The organism is Sandaracinus amylolyticus, assembly GCF_021631985.1.
In the GTDB taxonomy this organism is placed as follows: Bacteria; Myxococcota_A; Polyangia; order Polyangiales; family Sandaracinaceae; genus Sandaracinus; species Sandaracinus amylolyticus_A.
Map to the genome: position 1 here is coordinate 640,374 of NZ_CP070225.1, position 19,712 is coordinate 660,085.

A 19,712-nucleotide genomic window follows, 5' to 3' on the forward strand; every position below is an offset into this window, starting at 1 on the left:
ACGGTAGTGCCCGTCTCGGGCACGGACGGGAGCTGGCTGCGCAGCGAGCCGTTGAATTCCGGATCGGAAAGGTATGCTCTCGCGCCCATGAGGGCCCACGCGCTCGCGCTCGTCGCGCTGCTCGTCGTCGCGCTTCCAGGGACGGCCTCGGCGCAGGTCCTCGCGCGCGAGGACCGCGCGGTCGAGCGCCTCGCGACGCTGCGTCTGTCGCACCGCAGCGAGCGCATCGACGAGGGGCTCGTGCTGCTGACGTTCGGTCTCGCGAGCGTGGTGCTCGGCGGTGTCGCAGCCGGTGTGGGCCACGACGATCCGTGGTGGCTCGGTGCGGGCCTGGGCACGGTGGGGTGGGGCGCGGTGAACGCGGCGTTCTCGCTCGGCATGCTCGATCTCGGCGGCGGCCTCGCGCGCAGCAGCGACGACGATCGCCTGCTGCGTGGCGCGACGCGCGAGGAGCGCACCCGCGCGCTGGCGCGCGATCAGTACGCGAGCGCGACCGTGCTCGCGGTGAACGCGGGGCTCGATGTCTTCTACATCACGACGGGTGTCCTGCTCGCGGTGATCGCGAACCTGCTCGACACGCGCGAGCCCGCGCTGGAGGGCTACGGCGTCGCGATGGCGGCCCAGGGCCTCGGGCTGCTCGCGTTCGATCTCACGGTGTGGGTCCGCTCGATGGAGCGCGGCGACGATCTCCTCGCGCTCGAGTAGGCGAGTCAGAGCTCGACCGGCGAGAACACGACCTCGGCGTGGGGTCCCCCGAAGCGCGTGCACGAGAGCGCGCCCTCGCGCGTCTCCGCGCAGAGCCGCATCCCGCGCGAGGCGAGCGAGACCACACCCTCGACGGGCAAGCGCAGCACCTCGTCGTGAGCGGCGGGCCGCACACACTCGACGCGACCACCGCGCCGCGCGCAGATGCGCGCGGCCCACGACACGAGCTCGTCGGCGCCGCGCACCGCGGGCACCTCGACCGGCGCGAAGAGCTCGCCCCAGCACACGACCGCACCGTCGTCGCGCTCCGCGCAGACCATCCCCTCGTCCAGGGCGAGCCGGCGCACGCGTCCTGCCGCCGCGATCGCGGTCGGCGGCACCGCGGTCATCTCGCCGAGCGGCGGCCACGCGCCGACCTCCTCCGCGCGCCGCAGATCGTCGATCGCCGCGCTCGCGGCGACGGCGCGCGCGCACGCCCCCTCGCCCGCGCACCACAGCGTGCCGCGATCGTCGATCGCGTACACCGCTCCATAGCCGCCGTGCACCTCGCTCGTGCCCGACACGAGGAGCTCCTGCGCGCCGCGTGTGACGCAGGCGAGATCGCCTCCCTCGCTGGCGCGCGCGCACACGCGGTCGTGCACACCGTCGACCACCACCCGATCGCTCGCGAACGGAAGCGGCATGTCCTCGATCTCCGCGCTCGCCTCGCAACGCCGCACGCAGCGCACGCGACCGCCCTCGGTCGTCACGCAGGACACGAAGCCGGCCGTGACCGACGTCGCCCCGTCGATCTCGGTGATCGTCTGCACCGGCTCTCCGTCTCGGACGCACGCGAGCGTCCCGTCGGCGCGCACCACCCACGTCGTGCTCTCCGCGAGCGCGATCGACCGGAACGCGCGCTGTGTGGCTGACGCCGGCGTGCTCGACACCGGCGCGCTCGTCTCGCTCCCGCTCGCGACCGTCTCGCCCGACGCGCCGCGTACCTCGGGTGTGCCGCCGCACCCGAGGACGACCACGAGCAACGTCCCCACCACACCCCGCTGCGACATGCGGCGAGGATACCAGCGGCCCCTATACTCGACGTCGATGGCGAGGAAGAAGAAGCGCGTCTCCGAGTTCGAGCCCGAGCCGAAGGCCTCCGCGCCTCCGCCGGTCGGCACCTCGATGCGCGATCTGCTGAAGGGCATGGAGATCGCGAAGCCCGAGGCGAAGAAGAAGCCGGAGCCGAAGAAGCCCGAGCCGCCGCCTCCGCCTCCGCGGCCCGTCGCGCCGATCGCGACGACGCCGGCGCGCGACCTCGAAGGGCGTCCTTCCGAGACGCTGCGCGGCGATGATCGCATCGCGTACCTCGACGCGCTCGCGGGCGTCCGTCCGATGTCCGGTCGCGGCCCGCGCCGTCTCGGTGCCGTCGCCGCGCCGCCGGGCCCTCCGAAGCCCGAGGAGCGCAACCGCGATGCCGCAGCGCGCGCGCGCCTCGCGTCGCTGGTCGCCGGCGGCGTGCACTTCGACGTGTATCGCGAGGAGGGCTGGATCGAGGGCATCCGTCGTGACGCGAAGCCCTCGCTCATCGACGCGCTCTATCGCGCGACGGTCGGCTCCGAGGCCACGCTCGATCTGCACGGCATCCGCGCCGGCATCGCCGGCGATCGCGTCACGAAGTTCGTCCGCGACGCACAGCGCGCGGGCATGCGCCGCGTGCTCATCGTGCACGGCAAGGGCCTGCACAGCGAGGACGGCAACGGCGTCCTCGCCGACGTCGTCGTCGGTGCGCTCACCGAAGGCGGTGCAGCTCCGCTCGTGATCGCGTTCTGCACCGCGCCGCAGGCCCAGGGCGGCGCGGGTGCGCTGCTGGTCGAGCTCACGAAGCGATAGCGCGCAGTCGCGTCCGACGCGGCACGGACGGTGCGTCCTCGTGTGCGCGGAGGACGGCTGACATGAGTGACGTGTCGACGCTCCCCGAGCCCTCGCCGGCCGAAGCGAGCTCACGCGGCACCGTCGCGCGGAGCGCCGATCTCGCGGCGCTCCATCGCGCGTTGCTGGCCGTCGTCCGTGGCGATCTCTCGTTCCGCCTCGCGGAGCCGTCGGAGCCGGACGAGCAGGTTCGCGACCTCTTCGACGCGTTCAACGCGCTCGCGGCGCTCCAGGAACGTTGGATCCACGAGCACGTGCGCCTGGCCTGCGCGGTGCGCGACGGAGTTCTGTCCGAGCGGATCCGGGCCGATAGCGCCACAGGGGCCTGGGCTCATGAGGCAACCGCCCTCAACGGCCTCGCGGCTCGCGTGCAGCTCGCGGCGGGAGAGGCCACGCGCGTGCTCTCGGCCGTCGTCGCCGGAGATCTCGGTCAGCAGATGTCGCTGCGCTCGAACGGCGACGAGCTGCGCGGTGAGCTGCGCGACATGGCCGACGCGGTCAACACCGTCGTGGACACCTTGCGCGCCGTCACGTCCGAGGTGACGCGTGTGTCTCGCGAGGTCGGCACCGAGGGCAAGCTCGGCGCCGAGGCGATCGTGCCCGCGGCATCGGGCGCGTTCCAGGATCTCACCGACGGCGTCAACGGCATGGCGCGCAACCTGACGAACCAGGTGCGCAGCATCGCCGTCGTGACCGCGGCGATCGCGGGCGGCGACCTCTCGCAGAAGATCACGGTCGAGGCGCGAGGGGAGATCCTCGAGCTCAAGACCACGATCAACGCGCTCGTCGAGCGCCTGCGCTCGTTCGCGGCGGAGGTCACGCGCGTCGCGCGCGAGGTCGGCACCGAAGGGCGGCTCGGCGCGCAGGCGGACGTGAAGGACGTGAGCGGGACGTGGCGCGACCTGACCGACAACGTGAACCAGCTCGCGGGCAACCTCACGACGCAGGTGCGCAACATCGCGGTGGTCGCGACGGCGGTCGCCGGGGGCGATCTCTCGCAGAAGATCACGGTCGACGCGCGCGGCGAGATCCTCGAGCTCAAGAACACGCTCAACGCGATGGTCGATCGGCTCCGCTCGTTCGCGGCCGAGGTGACGCGCGTCGCGCGCGAGGTCGGCGCGGAAGGAAAGCTCGGTGCGCAGGCGGACGTGAAGGACGTCACCGGCACCTGGCGCGATCTGACCGACAACGTGAACCAGCTCGCGGGCAACCTCACGAACCAGGTCCGCAACATCGCGGTGGTCGCGACCGCCGTCGCGCGCGGCGATCTCTCGCAGAAGATCTCGGTCGAGGCGAAGGGCGAGATCCTGGAGCTCAAGGACACGATCAACGCGATGGTGGATCGCCTCAACGCGTTCAGCGCCGAGGTGACGCGCATCGCGCGCGAGGTCGGCACCGAGGGAAAGCTCGGCGGGCAGGCCGCCGTGCCGGGCGTCGCGGGCACGTGGAAGGAGCTCACCGACAACGTGAACCTGATGGCCGGGAACCTCACCGCGCAGGTGAGGGGCATCAGCCACGTCGTCACCGCGGTCGCGAAGGGTGATCTCTCGCAGCGGCTCTTCGTCGAGGCGCGCGGCGAGATCGCGCAGCTCGCCGACACGCTGAACGCGATGACCGACACGCTCCGAACGTTCGCGGAGCAGGTGACGGCCGTCGCGCGCGAGGTCGGCACCGAGGGAAAGCTCGGTGGTCAGGCGCGCGTGCCCGGCGCGGCCGGCACGTGGAAGGAGCTGACCGAGAACGTCAACCTGCTCGCGGGGAACCTGACCTCGCAGGTGCGCAACATCGCGCTGGTCACGACCGCGGTCGCCAACGGCGATCTGTCGAAGACGATCAGCGTCGAGGCGCAGGGCGAGATCCTCGAGCTGAAGAACACGATCAACGGGATGGTCGAGCGCCTGCGTGTGTTCTCGTCGGAGGTCACGCGCGTCGCGCGCGAGGTCGGCACCGACGGCAAGCTCGGCGCGCAGGCGCACGTGCCGGGCGTCGCGGGGACGTGGAAGGAGCTGACCGACAACGTCAACGTGATGGCGAGCAACCTGACCGATCAGGTGCGCGGCATCGGGCGTGTCGTGACCGCGGTCGCGAACGGCGATCTCGGCAAGAAGCTGCTGCTCGTCGCGCGCGGCGAGATCGCGGCGCTCGCCGACACGATCAACGACATGACCGACACGCTGCGGACGCTCGCCGAGCAGGTGACGACGGTCTCGCGCGAGGTCGGCGTCGAGGGCCAGCTCGGCGGTCAGGCCAAGGTGCCGGGCGCGGCGGGGACGTGGCGCGACCTCACCGACAACGTGAACCTGCTCGCCGGCAACCTGACGACGCAGGTGCGCTCGATCGCCGAGGTCGCATCGTCGGTCACCAAGGGCGATCTCTCGCGCGAGATCTCGGTCGAGGCGCGAGGCGAGGTCCTCGCGCTGAAGGACACGATCAACCAGATGATCCGCAACCTGCGCGACACGACGCAGGCGAACCGCGAGCAGGACTGGCTGAAGAGCAACCTCGCGCGGTTCTTCGGACTGATGCAGGGCCAGCGCGACCTCGAGGCGCTCGCGCGCGTCGTGATGTCCGAGGTGACACCGCTGGTCGGTGGACAGCGGGGCGCCTTCTACGTCGCCGGAGGCGAAGGGCGCGAGCTCTCGCTCCAGCTGGTCAGCACCTACGCGCACACGCGCCGGAAGTCGCTCGGGGAGCGATTCGCGCTGGGCGAGGGGCTCGTCGGGCAGTGCGCGCTGGAGAAGAAGCCGATCATCGTGTCGGGCGTGCCCGACGACTACGCGCCGATCGGGTCGGGCCTCGGCGAGGCGCAGGCGCGCAACATCGCGGTGTTCCCGATCCTGTTCGAGAACCAGCTGCGAGGCGTCGTCGAGATCGCGTCGTTCGGCGAGCTCACGCCGGTCCACCTCACGTTCCTCGAGCAGCTGATGCTGAACCTGGGCGTGGTGATCAACCTGATCGGCGCGAGCGGTCGCACCGAGGAGCTGCTGCGCCAGCTGCAGCGCTCGAACGCGGAGCTCGAGACGCGCCGCCACGATCTCGAGGAGAAGGCGGGACAGCTCGAGGCGAAGAACCGCGAGATCGCGCGCGCGAGCGGCTCGCTCGAGGAGAAGGCGAAGGAGCTCGCGCAGGTCTCGCAATACAAGTCGCAGTTCCTCGCGAACATGTCGCACGAGATCCGCACGCCGCTGAACAGCATGATGATCCTCGCGCAGCTCCTCGCGACCGACGAGGCCAACGCGCTCACCTCGAAGCAGAAGGAGTACGCCGAGGTCATCTGGAGCTCGGGGCGCGACCTGCTCGCGCTGATCAACCAGATCCTCGACCTCTCGAAGATCGAGGCCGGTCGGATCGAGACGCACCCGGAGCCGGTGCCGCTCGAGGCGCTCGTCGCGTCGCTCGAGCGCACGTTCTCGCCGGTCGCGAAGCAGAAGCGCCTGAGCCTCCGCTTCTCGCGCTCGCCCGGTGTGCCCGAGGTCGTGACGACCGATCGCCAGCTGCTCGAGCAGATCCTCAAGAACCTGCTCTCGAACGCGCTGAAGTTCACGGAGCGCGGCGGTGTCGAGGTGCGGATCGGCCTCGCGTCCTCGGCCGATCAGCATCGCCGGCCGTCGCTCGCGGCAGCGCCCGCGGTGCTCGCGATCGCGGTGCGGGACTCGGGGATCGGGGTCGCCCCGGACAAGCGCGAGCTCGTGTTCGACGCGTTCCAGCAGGCCGACGCGAGCGCGGCCCGCAAGTACGGCGGGACCGGGCTCGGCCTCACCATCAGCCGCGAGTACGCGCGCGTGCTCGGCGGAGAGCTCGGCCTCGACAGCGCCGTGGGCGTCGGCAGCACGTTCACGGTCTACGTCCCGCTCACGGCCGCCGATCTCTCCGAGGTCACCACGCACGCGCCGGCGGAGGGCGATGCGCTGCTCACGCGCGCAGCGCCGCCGTTCGAGCTCGACAATGCCGCGCCCGAGGGAGGCGAGGAGCCCGGCGCCGACGCGGAGCGGCTCGCGGGCCTCGAGATCCTCGTCGTCGACGACGACGCGCGGAACCTCTACACGGTCACCGGGCTGCTCGAGCGCTACGGCGCCGAGGTCGTCGCGGTCGGCAACGCCCACGACGCGTACGAGGCCGCGCGCGAGCATCCCGATCTCGCGGTCGTCCTGATGGACGTGATGATGCCCGACATCGACGGCCTCACCGCCGCGCGCACGCTGCGCGCCGAGCACCCGGACCTGCCGATCATCGCGCTCACCGCGAAGGCGAGCGCCGTCGACCGCGAGTCGTGCATCGCGGCCGGGATGGTCGACTACGTGTCCAAGCCCGCCGACGCGCGGCACCTGGTCGCAGTCGTCTCCACGCACGCGCGGCGCGCGGTGACGGCGCGCGGGGTCTGACGAGGAGGCGGCGCGTGTCGTCCGACGAGAAGCGCGCGATGGGCGAGGACGAGCAGGAATCCCTGCCTCCGGCGCCGATCCTCGTGGTGGACGATCGAGAGGAGAACCTCCTCGCGGTCCGCGCCAGCCTCGCGGCGCCCGACTACCGCCTGGTCGAGGCGCGCTCGGGCGAGGAGGCGCTCAAGCACCTCCTGCAGGAGGGCACGTTCGCGCTCGTGCTCCTCGACGTGCGCATGCCCGGCATGGACGGCTTCGAGGTCGCGCACCTCATGCGGCGCCGCGCGCGCACCCGCTTCGTGCCGATCGTGTTCCTCAGCGCCGAAGCGATCGATCTCGGGAGCGCGTATCGCGGCTACGAGGCGGGCGCGATCGACTACCTGATCAAGCCGCTCGATCCCATGGTGCTCCGCGCGAAGGTCGCGGCGTTCGTCGAGCTCTACCAGCAGCGCGAGCTGATCCGGCGCCAGGGCGAGCGGCTCGCGCGCGCCGAGGCGAGGAACCACGAGCTCCAGCTCGCGGCGGTGCAGCTCGAGGCCGAGCGCCGCGAGAAGGCCGCGCTCGCCGACGCGGTGAAGATGCGCGACGAGTTCCTCATGCTCGCGTCGCACGAGCTGAACACGCCGCTCACGCCGTTGCTCGCCTCGATCCAGTCGCTGCTGTTCTCCGCGCGCGCCGGTCGCTTCGAGCCCACCCACGCGGTCCGCTCGCTCGAGCTCGCGCAGCGCCAGATCCGCCGGCTCGCGCGCCTCGTCTCGGAGCTGCTCGAGGTCACGCGGATCGAAGGCGGGAAGCTCGCGCTCTCGCTCACCGACGTCGACCTCGGCGAGGTCGCCCGCGAGGTCGTGGAAGCGCACGCCGAGGAGGGGACTCGCGCCGGCGCCCCGCTGCACCTCGAGGTGCGCGGCTCCGCGCGCGGGGAGTGGGACCGCGTGCGCATCGAGCAGATCGTCACGAACCTCGTCACCAACGCGATCAAGTTCGGCGAGCACAAGCCGGTCGACGTGATCGTCGAGGCGGACGGCGACGTCGCTCGCGTCATCGTGCGTGACCACGGCATCGGGATCGGCGCCGACCACGTCGGCCGCATCTTCGATCGCTTCGCGCGCGCCGAGAGCTCGCGCCACTACGCGGGCCTCGGGCTCGGGCTCTACATCGTGCGCCGCCTCGCGGAGGCGCACGGCGGGACCGTCCGCGTGGAGAGCGCGGTCGGCGAGGGCTCGACGTTCACCGTCGAGCTCCCGGCGCGCTCGGCTCGGGTCGATCGCGGCGAAGAGACGATCGCGTCGGCGTGATCAGCCGATCGCGATGCCCGCGAGGAACGCGCCGACCCACGCCATCACGGGGATGGCGAGGTTGTCGTCCACCTTGCGGCTGTAGAGCTCCGCGAACGCGCCCAGCAGCGACGCCGCGCCCGCCACCGCGAACGCCGCGGCCCATCCCGCGCCGTGCACGCCGACCATCAGCGCGACGCCGCCGATCAGCGCCGCGATCACGAACGCGAGCGTGCCTTCCACCGAGCGACCGTTCACCCAGCGCACCCGACCCCAGCGCCGTCCCACGATCGCCGCGATCGGATCGCCCAGCCCGAGCGTCACCAGCGCCAGCGCGCACGGGATCAGCTCGCGCGTGCTCGCGAGGATCGCGATCGACGTCGCGTAGTACGTCGCCGAGTTCACGCGGTGGGCCTCGTGCGGATGAGCGACTGGCCCGAACAGCTTCATCATGAAGTCGTTCGCGCGCGGCCAGATCCGCCGCGACGCCTCCATCGTCCAGCCCGCGAGCGCGCCGGCCCAGGCGATCACGATCACCACGTCCCACGTGGGCACGACGTGGAGGATCGCGAGCGACGCCGTCGCGTTGAAGACGTGGAACGCGTTCCGCGCGTAGTTCTTCGGCCGCAGGCTCGGCACGTGGATCGAGGCGGCGCGCAGCGACGACGCGAGCTCCTCGTACTTCGGCATCACGCGCGCGCGGAACGCGAGCCACTCGCTGCGCAGATCGCTCTTCGGAGCGTGCTGCTCGAGCGTGCCCTCGAGGTCCACCAGGCGCTCTCTCAGCGCCGGCGGTGCCGCCACCGCCTCCGCGTCGTCGCGACGCACCAGCTCGCGCAGCGCCTCCTGCACCCGCGCGAGCCGCGCAGGCAGTGCACGCACGTGCTCACGCCACCGGAAACGACTCCGATCGAGCTCGCCGAGGATCCGGTGCAGCTCGAGCGCCAGGTCGCGACTGTCCTGCGCGAACGCGGTCACCATGCCGACATCTGTTCCGCCCCGTGGGCCCTGCGAGAGACGAACCAACTCGGACGGTGAAACGACGAAGGCCCCGGGCTTCCGCTACGAGGAGCGTGCACCCCAGGGCCCATCCGAGACCGCCGCGGGGCGGCGAAGGTTACATCCGCATGTCGCGGATGCGCCAGAAGAACTCTCCTCCGTCGACGTTCACGCGAACTCCGGGGCAGCCCGCCGTGTCGCTCCCGCTCAGCTGCGTCACCATCGCTCGCTGGCCCACGAACCGGCCCATCTCCGGCGCCCAGTTCGTGTCGCCGTTCCACGGGCTGTGGGCGCCGAGCACGATCCAGCTGCCGACGACGATCGGCCCGTAGGTCTCGCCGCCGCTCGGCATGCCGCACCACGTCGGGATCGCGACCGGCATCGGCATCGGAGGCGCGACCGCGCCGAGCTGCGCGTCGCGCACGCGCCAGAAGTACGAGCCGCCGTCGACGTCGACGCGCATGCCCGGACAGCCCGCGGTGTCGACACCGTCGAGCCGCGTGATCGTCGCGAGCGCCCCGACGAAGCGCTCCATCTCGCCCGCCCAGTTCACGTCCCCGCCCCACGCGGTGTGGCGACCGAGCACGACGCGCATGCCCGGCCGCAGCACGCCGTAGCTCTCCGCCCCCGCGCTCATCCCGCAGTAGCGCGGCAGCGGGTCGCCCGGCGCGACCGCCATCGGCAGCTGCACGTCGCGGATCCGCCAGAAGTACGTCCCGCCGTCGAGCGAGACGCGCACGCCCGGGCAGCCCGCGGTGTCGACGCCCGAGAGCTGCGTGACCACCGCGCTCGCGCCGACGAAGCGCTCCATCGCGCCATCCCAGTTCGTGTCGCCGGCCCACGCCGTGTGGCGCCCCAGGACGACGGTGCTTCCGACCACGATGCCGCCGTACGTCTCGGTCCCGCCCCGCATCCCGCAGTGACGTGGAACGAATTGCGCGCTCGCATCGCTCGCCCCCGCGAGCCACACGCTCGCGATCACCGCGAACGCACCGACCACCGCCGCGACCTCGCGCCGCCGTCCTTCGCGCATCTTCGTCCCTCCCCCGCGTGCCCGTGTTACGTCGTTGGCGGACGAGTCTACCTCCGGTGGATTTCGCTGCGGAGCCCTCCGCGCCTTGCGTCCCGCGATCGCGGTGCGAAATCTCCGGGCTCCGCATGGCGACCCACGACGAAGAAGGCCTCCCGCGCTCGCGCCGCGACCTCGAGGGCCGACCGCGCGCGGTCGTGGTCGGTGTGCAGCTCCCCGGCGTCGACGACATCGAGTTCGAGGCCTCGCTGATCGAGCTCGAGCGGCTCGGCACGACGCTCGGTCTGCGCCCGATCGCGCGCCTCACGCAGAAGCGCAGCGCGCTCGCGCCCGCGGCGGTGCTCGGCGAGGGCAAGCTCGTGGAGCTCGCGTCGTGGACCGGCGGGACCGGCGTGGTGCCGAGCAGCGCGCCGCAGAAGAAGCGGAAGATCGACGAGGCCGACGAGCCCGAAGAGGTCGAGGCGGTCGACGCCGAGGCGGTCGCGCCGAGCGGCGAGCCGCGCGCGACGGTGGTGCTCGTGAATCACGATCTCGCGCCCTCGCAGGCGCTCAACCTCGAGCGCGCGACCGGCGCCGAGGTGCTCGATCGCACGTCGGTGATCGTCTCGATCTTCCAGCGCCACGCGCGCACCCGCGAGGCGCGGATCCAGGTCGAGATCGCGCGACTCACGTACCTCGCGCCGCGCCTGCGCGAGGCGGGCGCGGGCGGCGATCGCCAGCGCGGCGGCATCGGCGGCAAGGGCGCGGGCGAGAGCGCGGTCGAGCTCGATCGCCGTCGCATCCGCGATCGCATCGCGGAGCTGCGCAACGAGCTCTCGCAGGTGCAGCGGGAGAGCGACGTGCGTCGTGCGCGTCGCGTGCAGCGCGGCGACACGTTCGCGCTCGTCGGCTACACGAACGCGGGCAAGTCGTCGTGGTTCCGCATGCTCACCGGCGGCGAGGTCTACGTCGCGGACGAGCTCTTCGCGACGCTCGACACGACGGTGCGCGCGCTCGCGCCGGAGACGCGCCCGCGCATCCTCGTGAGCGACACGGTCGGGTTCATCGATCGCCTGCCCCACGACCTCGTCGCGTCGTTCCGCTCGACGCTCGAGGAGGCGCGCGACGCGAGCCTGCTCGTGCACGTCGTGGATGCGAGCGACCCCGCGTTTCGCGCGCAGCTCGACGTGACGAAGCGCGTGCTCGCGGAGATCGACGCGGACCAGGCGCCCTCGCTGGTGCTGCTGAACAAGATCGATCGTGTCGACGCGCAGGCACGCGAAGCGCTCGCGATCGAGCTCCCCGACGCGATGCAGGTGAGCGCGCGATCGAAGGACGACCTCGCGAAGGTGCGCGACCGCATCGTCGCGTTCTTCGAGCGCGACATGGTCGAGGACGAGCTCTTCGTGCCGTACGCGAAGAGCGCGATCGTGAACCGCGTGCACGAGAGCGCGCGCGTGCTCGAAGAGACCCACGAGGACGAAGGCACGCGCCTCAAGGTGCGCGCCCCCGCCGCGGTCCTCGCGCAGCTGCGCGCCCAGCTCTGAATCAGCAGCGCAGGAACCCTCGTGATCCGACCGCGCGCATTTGCGCTCGAGTCCGGAGAATTTCCGAGGAGAGCAGGAGGGTCAGGAAGACCACGTGGATGGGTCTTCCTTGCGGTCCGCCTGCGCCCTCGGTGCACCGATTCGGTTTGGAGCGCGCGCTCCGGCCGCCGGCCCGCTCACCTCGAAAATCCCCTCGAAGCGCTCTGCGCCAAGCGGGTCGCCGGGAAGATCCATCCACGTGGTCTTCCTAACCCTCCTGCTTTCCTTAAAAATTCCCGACGTTTGCGGCTCGATCGCGAAGTTGTGACGAAAAGTCGGTTGTGACCACGATATGTCGGATGTATTTGATCCGACATGGACGGCGGCGGGGCGGGGGCTCGGAAGCGACGACCGGCGGCGCGCGCCACGCGCAAGGCCGATCTCGTCGCGCACGACCTGCTTCAAAGGGTCGTGTCCGGCGACATCGCGGTGGGCTCGCTCCTGCCTCGCGAGGACGAGCTCGCGACGCGCTACGACGTGAACCGCAGCGTCGTGCGCGAGGCGATCAAGCTGCTCGAGGTCCATCGCCTCGTGGAGCCCACGCGACGCCGCGGCACCGAGGTGCTCGATCCGCTGCGCTCGCTCTCGCCCGAGGTCCTGCGCGCGATGCTCCAGCGCCCCGACGGGCGCATCGACCGCCAGGTGCTCGCGGGGCTGCTCGAGATCCGCGCCGGGCTCGATGCGCAGATGACCGAGCTCGCCGCGCTGCGACGCGACGACGCCGATCTCGAAGCGCTCGACGCACTCGTCGCGCGCCTGCGCGCCGCGCGTGATCCCAGCGCGATCGATCACGTGCGCCTCGAGCTCCCGATCCTCATCGCGCGCGCGACCAAGAACCCGATCTTCGAGATGCTCGCGCACTGGAACGAGCTCGTCGTGCGCGACCTCGACGCGGTGTTCGGCTCGATGCGCCCGACGCTCGACGCGTACACCCAGGGCATCGCGCTGCTCGTCGATCTGATCCGACGCCGCGATCCCGACGCGCTCCGCTCGCTCGTCGGCGCCTACCACGCGTGGGCCACGCCGCGCCTTCTCGCTGCTGCCGCGCTCGCCTCGGGCGAGCCGCTCGATCTCGCTCTGCCGAAAGGGGGACTCCGATGACCGCTTCGCTGCTCGATCATGCGCCCGCGCGCGCCGCCTCGACCACCGATCAATCCGTCTGGCGCACGCACGGCAAAGGCGCGCATCGGCGCATCCACGGCCTCCACGTGCTGCGTCTCTCCGGCTCGTTCCGCGAGATGGGCGAGCAGCACGGCGCGCTCCTGCGCGAGCACGTCCGCCGCGGGCCGATGCCCTACTACCGCGCGCACTTCACCAAGCTCGTCGGCCGCTCGCAGCTCGGCGCGCTCTCGCACGCGGTGTGGCCCGCCCTGCAGCTCATGATCGGACGGCGCGTCTCGCGGCGTCATCCCGAGTGGGCGCGCGAGATGCTGCGTGGGATCGCCGAGGGCTCGGGCGTCCCGTACGCGGAGCTGCTCGATGGCGCGACGATGCCGGACGCGCTGCTCTGGCTCGCGTCGAGCCTCATGAAGGTGCACGCGCCGGGGCCCGCGGTCGCGCATCGCATCTCGCTCGGCCTCGGCTGCACGTCGGCGATCGCGTGGGGTGACGCGACGAAGGACGGCAAGCTGCTGCACGCGCGCAACTTCGACTACCACGGCGTGTCGTGCTGGCCGCAGGAGGCCGCGGTGATCTTCCACGAGCCCGATCAGGGCCAGCGCTACGTGTCGATCGCGAGCGCGGGCGTGCCGCTCGGCGGCATCACCGCGATGAACGAGGCGGGGCTCACGCTCACCGTGCACCAGCACATGTTCACCGATCGCGCGCGCCTCGGAGGAACGCCGATCGCGGTCGCGGGCGACATCGTGATGCGCGAGGCGAAGAGCATCGCGGACGCGGAGGCGATCCTCGCGGCGCATCGTCCGGTCGGCTGCTGGACGTACCTCGTGACCGACGGGAAGAAGAAGGAAGTGCTCTGCTGGGAGGAGAACCCCGATCGTCACGCCGCGTTCAAGCCGGCGCGCGAGCGCGGCACGTTCGGCTACGCGAACGTCTACCTCGACGAAGAGCTCGGCGACACCGAGGTGAACCTCTACGGCTCGTACTGGCGCCACAACGAGGCGCGCCATCGCAAGGCGAACGAGCTCCTCGCGCAGCGGCGCGGCACCCTCGATCCCCAAGGAATGGCGGAGATCCTCGCCGATCCCGGCGCCGACGGGTGCCGCATCAGTGAGGCGATCTCGATGGTGATGACGGTGGGCTCGGTCGTGTTCCGCCCGGAGGACGGAGTGGTGTGGGTCGGCACCGGCGATGCGCCGACGAGCGAAGGATCGTTCGTGCCGTTCTCGCTGGGTCACGCCGATCACGATCCGCGCCCGGGCACGATCGACACGAGCTCGCGCGAGAGCGCCGAGGCGCGCGCTGCGTTCGAGCACTATCGACGCGCGTACGTGCTCTACCTCGACGAGCACGACGTCGGCGCGGCGCGCGCCGAGATGCGTCGCGCGATCGAGCTGCAGCCGCGACAGCCGCTCTATCACTTCCTCGAGGGCCTCTGCGCGCTGCAGATCGGCGACGCCGAGGGCGCGGCCCGCGCGATGTCGAGCGCGCTCGAGATCGGGCACCCGCACGAGCAGCGTCGCGCCGCGATGCACCTCTGGCGAGCGCGCGCGTACGCGCAGGCGGGACGCAAGAAGGACGCGGCGGCGGACTGGCGGCGCTGTCTCGCGCTGCGTGCCGATCCCGTGGTGCACGAGGCGGCACGTCGCGATCTGCGTCGTGGCTGGAGCGCACGCCGCGCGGAGCGCGCGCAGGTCGACTTCTCGATGGCCGACGTCGCGATGCCGTGATCCCGAACGTGGCGTTTCGCGGCGGTCGTCTCCGGGCTCGGCGGGACCATGTCAGGCGATGTGGAGCCCACGAGCCCGGAGTCGATCCGAGCGCTGGCGACCGTGCCCACGCTCGGAGTGCTCGTCGATCTCGACGGCACGCTGATCCCGATCGCGAGCACGCCGCAGCAAGCGCAGTCGGACGCGGAGGTCGCGAGCGTGCTGCGCGATCTCGCGCTCGCGCCCGGCACGCGCGTCGTGGTGGTCAGCGGGAGACCGCGCGCGTCGCTCGACGATCGTGTCGGCGGGATCGAGGGGATCGATCTCGTCGCCGAGCACGGCGCGTGGCGGCGCGACGAGCGCGGATGGTCTCCGCTGCCGCTCGTCGGCACGCCGCCCGATGGCATCGAGCGCACGCTCTCGGGTCTCGCGCGCGCGTACCCCGGCGCGTTCGCGGAGCCGAAGACGTGGTCGGTGTGCCTCCACTACCGGCGCGTCTCCGCGTCGTCGCGCGAGGCGCTCGTCGTCGAGGCGACGCACGCGATCCACGGGTGGATGGCGCAGCACCCGGAGTACGAGCTGCTCGAGGCGGATCACGCGCTCGAGGTGCGGCATCGCGGCGCGCAGAAGGGCACCGCGGTGCCCTGGCTCCGCGAGCGCCTCGGCCCGGGCGCGCGCCTGCTCGCGCTCGGCGACGATCTCACCGACGAGGACACGTTCGCGTCGCTCGACGAGCACGACGTCGCGGTCCTGGTGAGCCCGTCGGAGCGCACGACGCGCGCGGCGGCGCGGCTCGAAGGACCGACCGAGGTGCGCGCGCTCCTGCGATGGCTCGCGCGCGCGCGGCATCGCGCGGTCGCGCATCGCGACGTCACGATCGGCTCGTCGGACTCGCAGCCTCCGCCGCCGCTCCCCAAGCGTCGCGCCGCGATGTCTGCCGAGAACGGCACGCCGCTCGTCGTGATCTCGAACCGCATGCCCGACCCCACGCCCGGCGGCGATGCGCGCACGCGCAACGTCGGCGGCCTCGTCGCCGCGCTCGAGCCCGCGCTCGCGGCGCGTGGTGGGCTCTGGCTCGGATGGAGCGGTCGCGCGCGCGCAGGCCACCGCGATCTCGCGGTCGATCGCAGCACGGTGCCGGCGCGCGCGTCGTTCGACTTCGAGCCGCGGTGGCACGAGCTCTACTACAACGGGTTCGCGAACCGCAGCCTGTGGCCGCTCTTCCACTCGCTGCCCGAGCGTGCGCGTTACGCCGACGAGGAGTGGGCCGCGTACGTCGAGGTGAACGAGGTGTTCGCGGAGGCCGCGAGCCGCGTCGCGTCGCGCACCGGGACGATCTGGGCGCACGACTATCACCTCTTGCTCGTCGGCGCGGCGCTGCGACGCCGCGGGTTCACCGGGCGTCTCGGACACTTCCTCCACATCCCGTTCCCGCCGCTCGATCTGCTCGAGACGATGCCGTGGGCTCCGGAGATCGTCAGCGCGCTGCTCGCGTTCGATCTGCTCGGCTTCCACACCCGACGCTTCGCCGCGAACTTCCTGTCGTGCGCGCGCGAGCTCGCGGGCGCGGAGCGCATCTCGGAGGACGCGCTGCGGGTGCAGGGGCGCATCGTGCGGGCGCGCGCGTTCCCGCTCGGGATCGATCCTGCGCCCTTCGAGTCCCCCGAGGACGACGAGGGCGTCGACGAGGAGCTCGCGCAGCTGCGCGCCGCGATGGGCGAGCGCCAGCTCGTGCTCGGCGTCGATCGGCTCGACTACACCAAGGGGATCCCCCAGCGGCTCGAGGCGTTCGCGCGCATGCTCGAGCTGCATCCGGCGCTGCGCGGACAGGTCTCGATGATCCAGGTCGCCGTGCCCTCGCGCTCCGACGTGCCCGAGTACGCCGCGCAGCGCGCCGCGATCGAGGCGCTCGTCGGGCACATCAACGGCACGCTCGGCGAGGCTCACTGGGTGCCGGTGCGGTACGTGTATCGATCCTACGGGCGCGGGCATCTCGCGAGGCTCTATCGCGAGGCCGACGTCGCCCTCGTCACGCCACTGCGCGACGGGATGAACCTGGTCGCGAAGGAGTTCGTCGCGGCGCAGGACCCGAAGGATCCCGGCGTGCTCCTGCTCTCGCGATTCGCAGGCGCGGCCGAGGAGATGCGCGCCGCCGCGCTGTGCACGAACCCCTACCACCGCGACGGCATGGCGAACGATCTCGCGCGGGCGCTCGCGATGTCGCTCGCCGAGCGTCGGACGCGACACGCCGAGCTCCTCGCGATGGTGCACCGCACGACGAGCGCGTCGTGGGCCGACGCGTTCCTCTCGGCGCTGGAGGGCTAGGCGCGCCGCTTCGCGAGGACCTCGAGGTTCTCGAGCACGCGCGCGTCGAACTCCGCGAGGAAGCGCTTCACCTCGGGCTGCACCAGCACCGCCTCGATGCGCGAGACCGAGCCTTCGATCGTCGCCTTGTCGCTGCCCTCGAGCGTCGGCGCGTCGGCACCGCTCGTGCGGAGCGCGCGCAGCGTGCGCACTGCGGCGGCCACGACGGCGCGCAGCGGGCCGATCGCGGTCGCGAAGAGCGCGCTGAGCAGGCTCGTGTCGGTCGCCTTCAGCGCGACGTCGAACGCAGTGCGGATCTCGCGGCTCTGCCGGGTCTGGTCGGCGACGTCGCGCGCCTCCTGGAGCAGCCCGACGGCCAGCGCGTGATCGATCACGCGGCCGAGCAGCAGCATCTCCGCGAGGTCGTGGCTCACCCAGCGCACCCCGAGGACGACCGAGAGGATCTTCCGGATCGGGAAGAGCAGCAGCTTGATCGGCAGCCAGAGCAGCGCCCCGAGGCAGCCTCCGACGCACCCCGACTCGTCCGACCAGAGCGGCTGGATCGCGGCCTTCGACATCGTCGTGGGCACGCTCGATCGCACCATCCACGCGGCGATCTGCTGACGCACCAGATCGTCGACGAGCGGCACCGGCACGAAGCGCGCGGCGGCGAACAGGATGCCGGCGGTGATGCGCAGCTGCAGCGCGGCGTGTGTCGGTTGGCTGGTGAGCCCGGTCATGTGCGACGGACTCTAACCTGGGCACGACCAGCGCTGTTCCTAGCCGCGCGCGACGAGCATGACGCCCGCGAGCGCGAGCGCGACGAACACCGCGGCGCGGAACGTCGCGACCGGCACGCGGTGATGCGCGATCTCGCCGAGCACGAGGCCGACCGCGCACGAAGGCACGAGCGCGCCGGTGAGCACGAGCGCGTCGCGATCGAGATCGCCCGCCACGGCGAAGCTCGCGAGCAGCACGACGTTGAGCGCCAACCACAGCACGCAGAGCGTCGCGCGGTACGCGCCCTTGTCGGCGACCGCGCGGCTCGTGACGTAGACCGCCATCGGCCCGCCGGTCGCGAACGCGCCGTGCACGACGCCGCCCGCGAGCGCCATCGCGAGCTCGACGGTGCGCGAGAGCGGCGCGGGATCGGCGCCCCGCGCGCTGCGCACGCGATGGAGCTCGAGCCCCGAGACGACGATCAAGAACGTGCCGAAGAGCCGCTTGAGCAGCGATGCATCCGCGACCTGATAGAGCGCGATCCCGAAGGGCAGACCGAGGGCCATCGGCGGCAAGAGGCGCCGCAGCAGGAACGCGACGTCGACCTGTCGCCAGTACCGCGACACCAGCCAGATCGAGATCCCGAGGTTGAGCGGCACGAGCGACGGCAGCAGCGCGTCGATCGACACGAAGATCGATCCCAGCGCGACCGAGATCAGCGTCGCCCCGAAGCCGAGCGCGGCCTCGACGGTGAACGCGGTGAGCACGACGAGCGCGAGCGCGCCGAGCGAGAGCAACGACAGACCTTCGGGCACGGGCACGTGAGCAGCCGAGGATGCCATGCGCACACGCGCGCGCGCTCGTCTGCTATGTCACGGCCGCGGAGGCACGATGGCTCGAGCACGATCGAAGGGGCGCGGCAGCCCCGAGGCCGTGGAGAAGCGCCGTTCGGCGCGCGCGCTGAACACGATCTTCGCGCAGGGGCAGAGCGGCACCGGCGGGCTCGACGGACGCACCGAGAAGCGCCGGCGCAGGCTGATCCAGGAGCTCAAGGAGGGGCGGCGCGGACAGCCGCTCAAGCCGATCGACGTGCTCACGCACGCGAGCGAGCTCTTCGAGCTCGGCGAGACCCTCGCATCGCTCAAGAAGCACGGCGTGAAGCCGATCGTCGCGCCCGACACGGCCGAGGTGCGCGAGGCCGCGCGCCGGGTGCAGGTCGCGTACGCGATGCCCGTCGACGTGTTCAAGCTGATCGGGCTCGAGATGGAGCCGCTCGACGACGAGGGCGCGGCGCCGGCGCGCAAGCGGAGGAAGAAGGCATGAGAAACGGGATCGCGTTGACCTTCGCGGTGTTGCTCGCGGCGTGCGGCGGCGCGCGTCCCCTGGTGCGTGACGCGAGCTCGCGCGAGATCGCGGCGCCGAGCGAAGGGCGCGCCCGCGTGGTGCTCGCGTTGCCGGGCGCATATCGCGACGTGATCAGCGTCGTCGACGAGCGCGGGCAGTACGTCGGACAGCTCGCGCAGCGCACGTTCACGACGCTCGAGGTCGAGCCGGGCACGCGTCGTTTCTATGCGCTGGTCGGTGCCTCGGCGTACGTCGTCGGGGGCACCGTCGAGGCGGGGCGCACCTACTGGGTGGTCGCGGAGACCGCGGGGTTCGGTCGCCCGCTGCGATGGATGGCGTGGGCGCCGACGTGCAGCGAGGATCCCACCGCGCGCCTGTCGGGCGTGCGCGCGGTGGAGCCCGATCCCGACGCCGATCGCGCCGCGCTCGATCGCGCGCTCGGCAACGTGCCGCAGCGCATCCTCGAGGCCGATCGCGAGCTCGAGAGGATGCCCGAGGCGCAGCGCGCCGAGCGCGTGCTGCAGCCCGCGTGCGTGCCCGGCGCGGAGACGGCGCCGCCGGCCGCGCCCGAGCCGACCGAGACCGAGCCGGCGACCGCTCAGTAGTCGCACTCGTCGCGCGCGCTCTCGTGCACCGAGCGCTGCGTCCGCGGC

The 19,712-nt window shown here is 71.9% G+C and carries 15 protein-coding genes; 10 read left to right on the forward strand and 5 right to left on the reverse strand.

The window, feature by feature from the left end; genetic code table 11:
- The first annotated feature begins 87 nt into the window (after positions 1 to 87).
- Positions 88 to 705 (forward strand): DUF6992 family protein, encoded by a 618-nt coding sequence (locus I5071_RS02555; RefSeq protein WP_236520278.1) that lies wholly within the window; start codon positions 88 to 90, stop codon positions 703 to 705.
- Positions 706 to 710: 5 nt separating this feature from the next.
- Here I5071_RS02555 and I5071_RS02560 read toward each other — a convergent pair whose 3' ends face one another.
- On the reverse strand, positions 711 to 1,754 hold the full coding sequence (locus I5071_RS02560) for a hypothetical protein (protein ID WP_236520279.1): 1,044 nt from the start codon (positions 1,752 to 1,754) through the stop codon (positions 711 to 713).
- 37 nt (positions 1,755 to 1,791) lie between these two features.
- Between I5071_RS02560 and I5071_RS02565 the strand changes: the two genes are divergently transcribed.
- From I5071_RS02565 to I5071_RS02575, 3 genes are all read left to right on the forward strand, one after another.
- A complete protein-coding gene (locus I5071_RS02565) occupies positions 1,792 to 2,577 on the forward strand; it encodes a Smr/MutS family protein (protein WP_236520280.1) in 786 nt (261 codons plus the stop codon).
- A gap of 62 nt (positions 2,578 to 2,639) precedes the next feature.
- Positions 2,640 to 6,998 (forward strand): HAMP domain-containing protein, encoded by a 4,359-nt coding sequence (locus I5071_RS02570; protein WP_236520281.1) that lies wholly within the window; start codon positions 2,640 to 2,642, stop codon positions 6,996 to 6,998.
- Positions 6,999 to 7,012: 14 nt separating this feature from the next.
- Positions 7,013 to 8,290 (forward strand): hybrid sensor histidine kinase/response regulator, encoded by a 1,278-nt coding sequence (locus I5071_RS02575; protein ID WP_236520282.1) that lies wholly within the window; start codon positions 7,013 to 7,015, stop codon positions 8,288 to 8,290.
- On the opposite strand, the gene I5071_RS02580 is transcribed toward I5071_RS02575, so the two are convergent.
- Positions 8,291 to 9,250, reverse strand: a complete 960-nt coding sequence (locus I5071_RS02580) for a diacylglycerol/polyprenol kinase family protein (protein ID WP_236520283.1) — start codon at positions 9,248 to 9,250, stop codon at positions 8,291 to 8,293.
- A 136-nt stretch (positions 9,251 to 9,386) separates the two neighbouring features.
- Positions 9,387 to 10,301 (reverse strand): hypothetical protein, encoded by a 915-nt coding sequence (locus I5071_RS02585; RefSeq protein ID WP_236520284.1) that lies wholly within the window; start codon positions 10,299 to 10,301, stop codon positions 9,387 to 9,389.
- 125 nt (positions 10,302 to 10,426) lie between these two features.
- Here I5071_RS02585 and hflX point away from each other — a divergent pair, with 125 nt between their 5' ends.
- The 4 genes from hflX to otsB all read left to right on the forward strand — a co-directional run bounded on the left by hflX (position 10,427) and on the right by otsB (position 17,016).
- The gene (gene hflX / locus I5071_RS02590) at positions 10,427 to 11,824 is read left to right on the forward strand and encodes a GTPase HflX (RefSeq protein ID WP_236520285.1); all 1,398 of its coding nucleotides are present in this window, start codon (positions 10,427 to 10,429) and stop codon (positions 11,822 to 11,824) included.
- Between the two features lie 354 nt (positions 11,825 to 12,178).
- Positions 12,179 to 12,964, forward strand: coding sequence for a FadR/GntR family transcriptional regulator (locus I5071_RS02595; protein ID WP_236520286.1), 786 nt, complete (start codon positions 12,179 to 12,181; stop codon positions 12,962 to 12,964).
- Positions 12,961 to 14,712 carry a C45 family peptidase gene (locus tag I5071_RS02600; protein ID WP_236520287.1) on the forward strand — a complete coding sequence of 584 codons (1,752 nt, stop codon included), beginning with the start codon at positions 12,961 to 12,963 and terminating at the stop codon, positions 14,710 to 14,712. Before I5071_RS02595 ends, I5071_RS02600 begins: the two co-directional genes overlap by 4 nt.
- Positions 14,713 to 14,814: 102 nt before the next feature.
- On the forward strand, positions 14,815 to 17,016 hold the full coding sequence (gene otsB / locus I5071_RS02605) for a trehalose-phosphatase (protein WP_236520288.1): 2,202 nt from the start codon (positions 14,815 to 14,817) through the stop codon (positions 17,014 to 17,016).
- Here the strand turns inward: otsB and I5071_RS02610 are convergent.
- The gene (locus I5071_RS02610; RefSeq protein ID WP_236520289.1) at positions 17,013 to 17,735 is read right to left on the reverse strand and encodes a hypothetical protein; all 723 of its coding nucleotides are present in this window, start codon (positions 17,733 to 17,735) and stop codon (positions 17,013 to 17,015) included. The two genes, otsB and I5071_RS02610, sit on opposite strands and share 4 nt — an antisense overlap.
- Positions 17,736 to 17,774: 39 nt before the next feature.
- A complete protein-coding gene (locus tag I5071_RS02615) occupies positions 17,775 to 18,530 on the reverse strand; it encodes a sulfite exporter TauE/SafE family protein (RefSeq protein WP_236520290.1) in 756 nt (251 codons plus the stop codon).
- 76 nt (positions 18,531 to 18,606) lie between these two features.
- On the opposite strand from I5071_RS02615, the gene I5071_RS02620 reads away from it, so the two are divergent.
- Positions 18,607 to 19,038: a hypothetical protein gene (locus tag I5071_RS02620; RefSeq protein ID WP_236520291.1), complete on the forward strand. Its 432-nt coding sequence runs from the start codon at positions 18,607 to 18,609 to the stop codon at positions 19,036 to 19,038.
- On the forward strand, positions 19,035 to 19,664 hold the full coding sequence (locus I5071_RS02625; protein ID WP_236520292.1) for a hypothetical protein: 630 nt from the start codon (positions 19,035 to 19,037) through the stop codon (positions 19,662 to 19,664). The genes I5071_RS02620 and I5071_RS02625 overlap by 4 nt, the downstream gene beginning before the upstream one ends.
- The last annotated feature ends 48 nt before the right edge of the window (positions 19,665 to 19,712 follow it).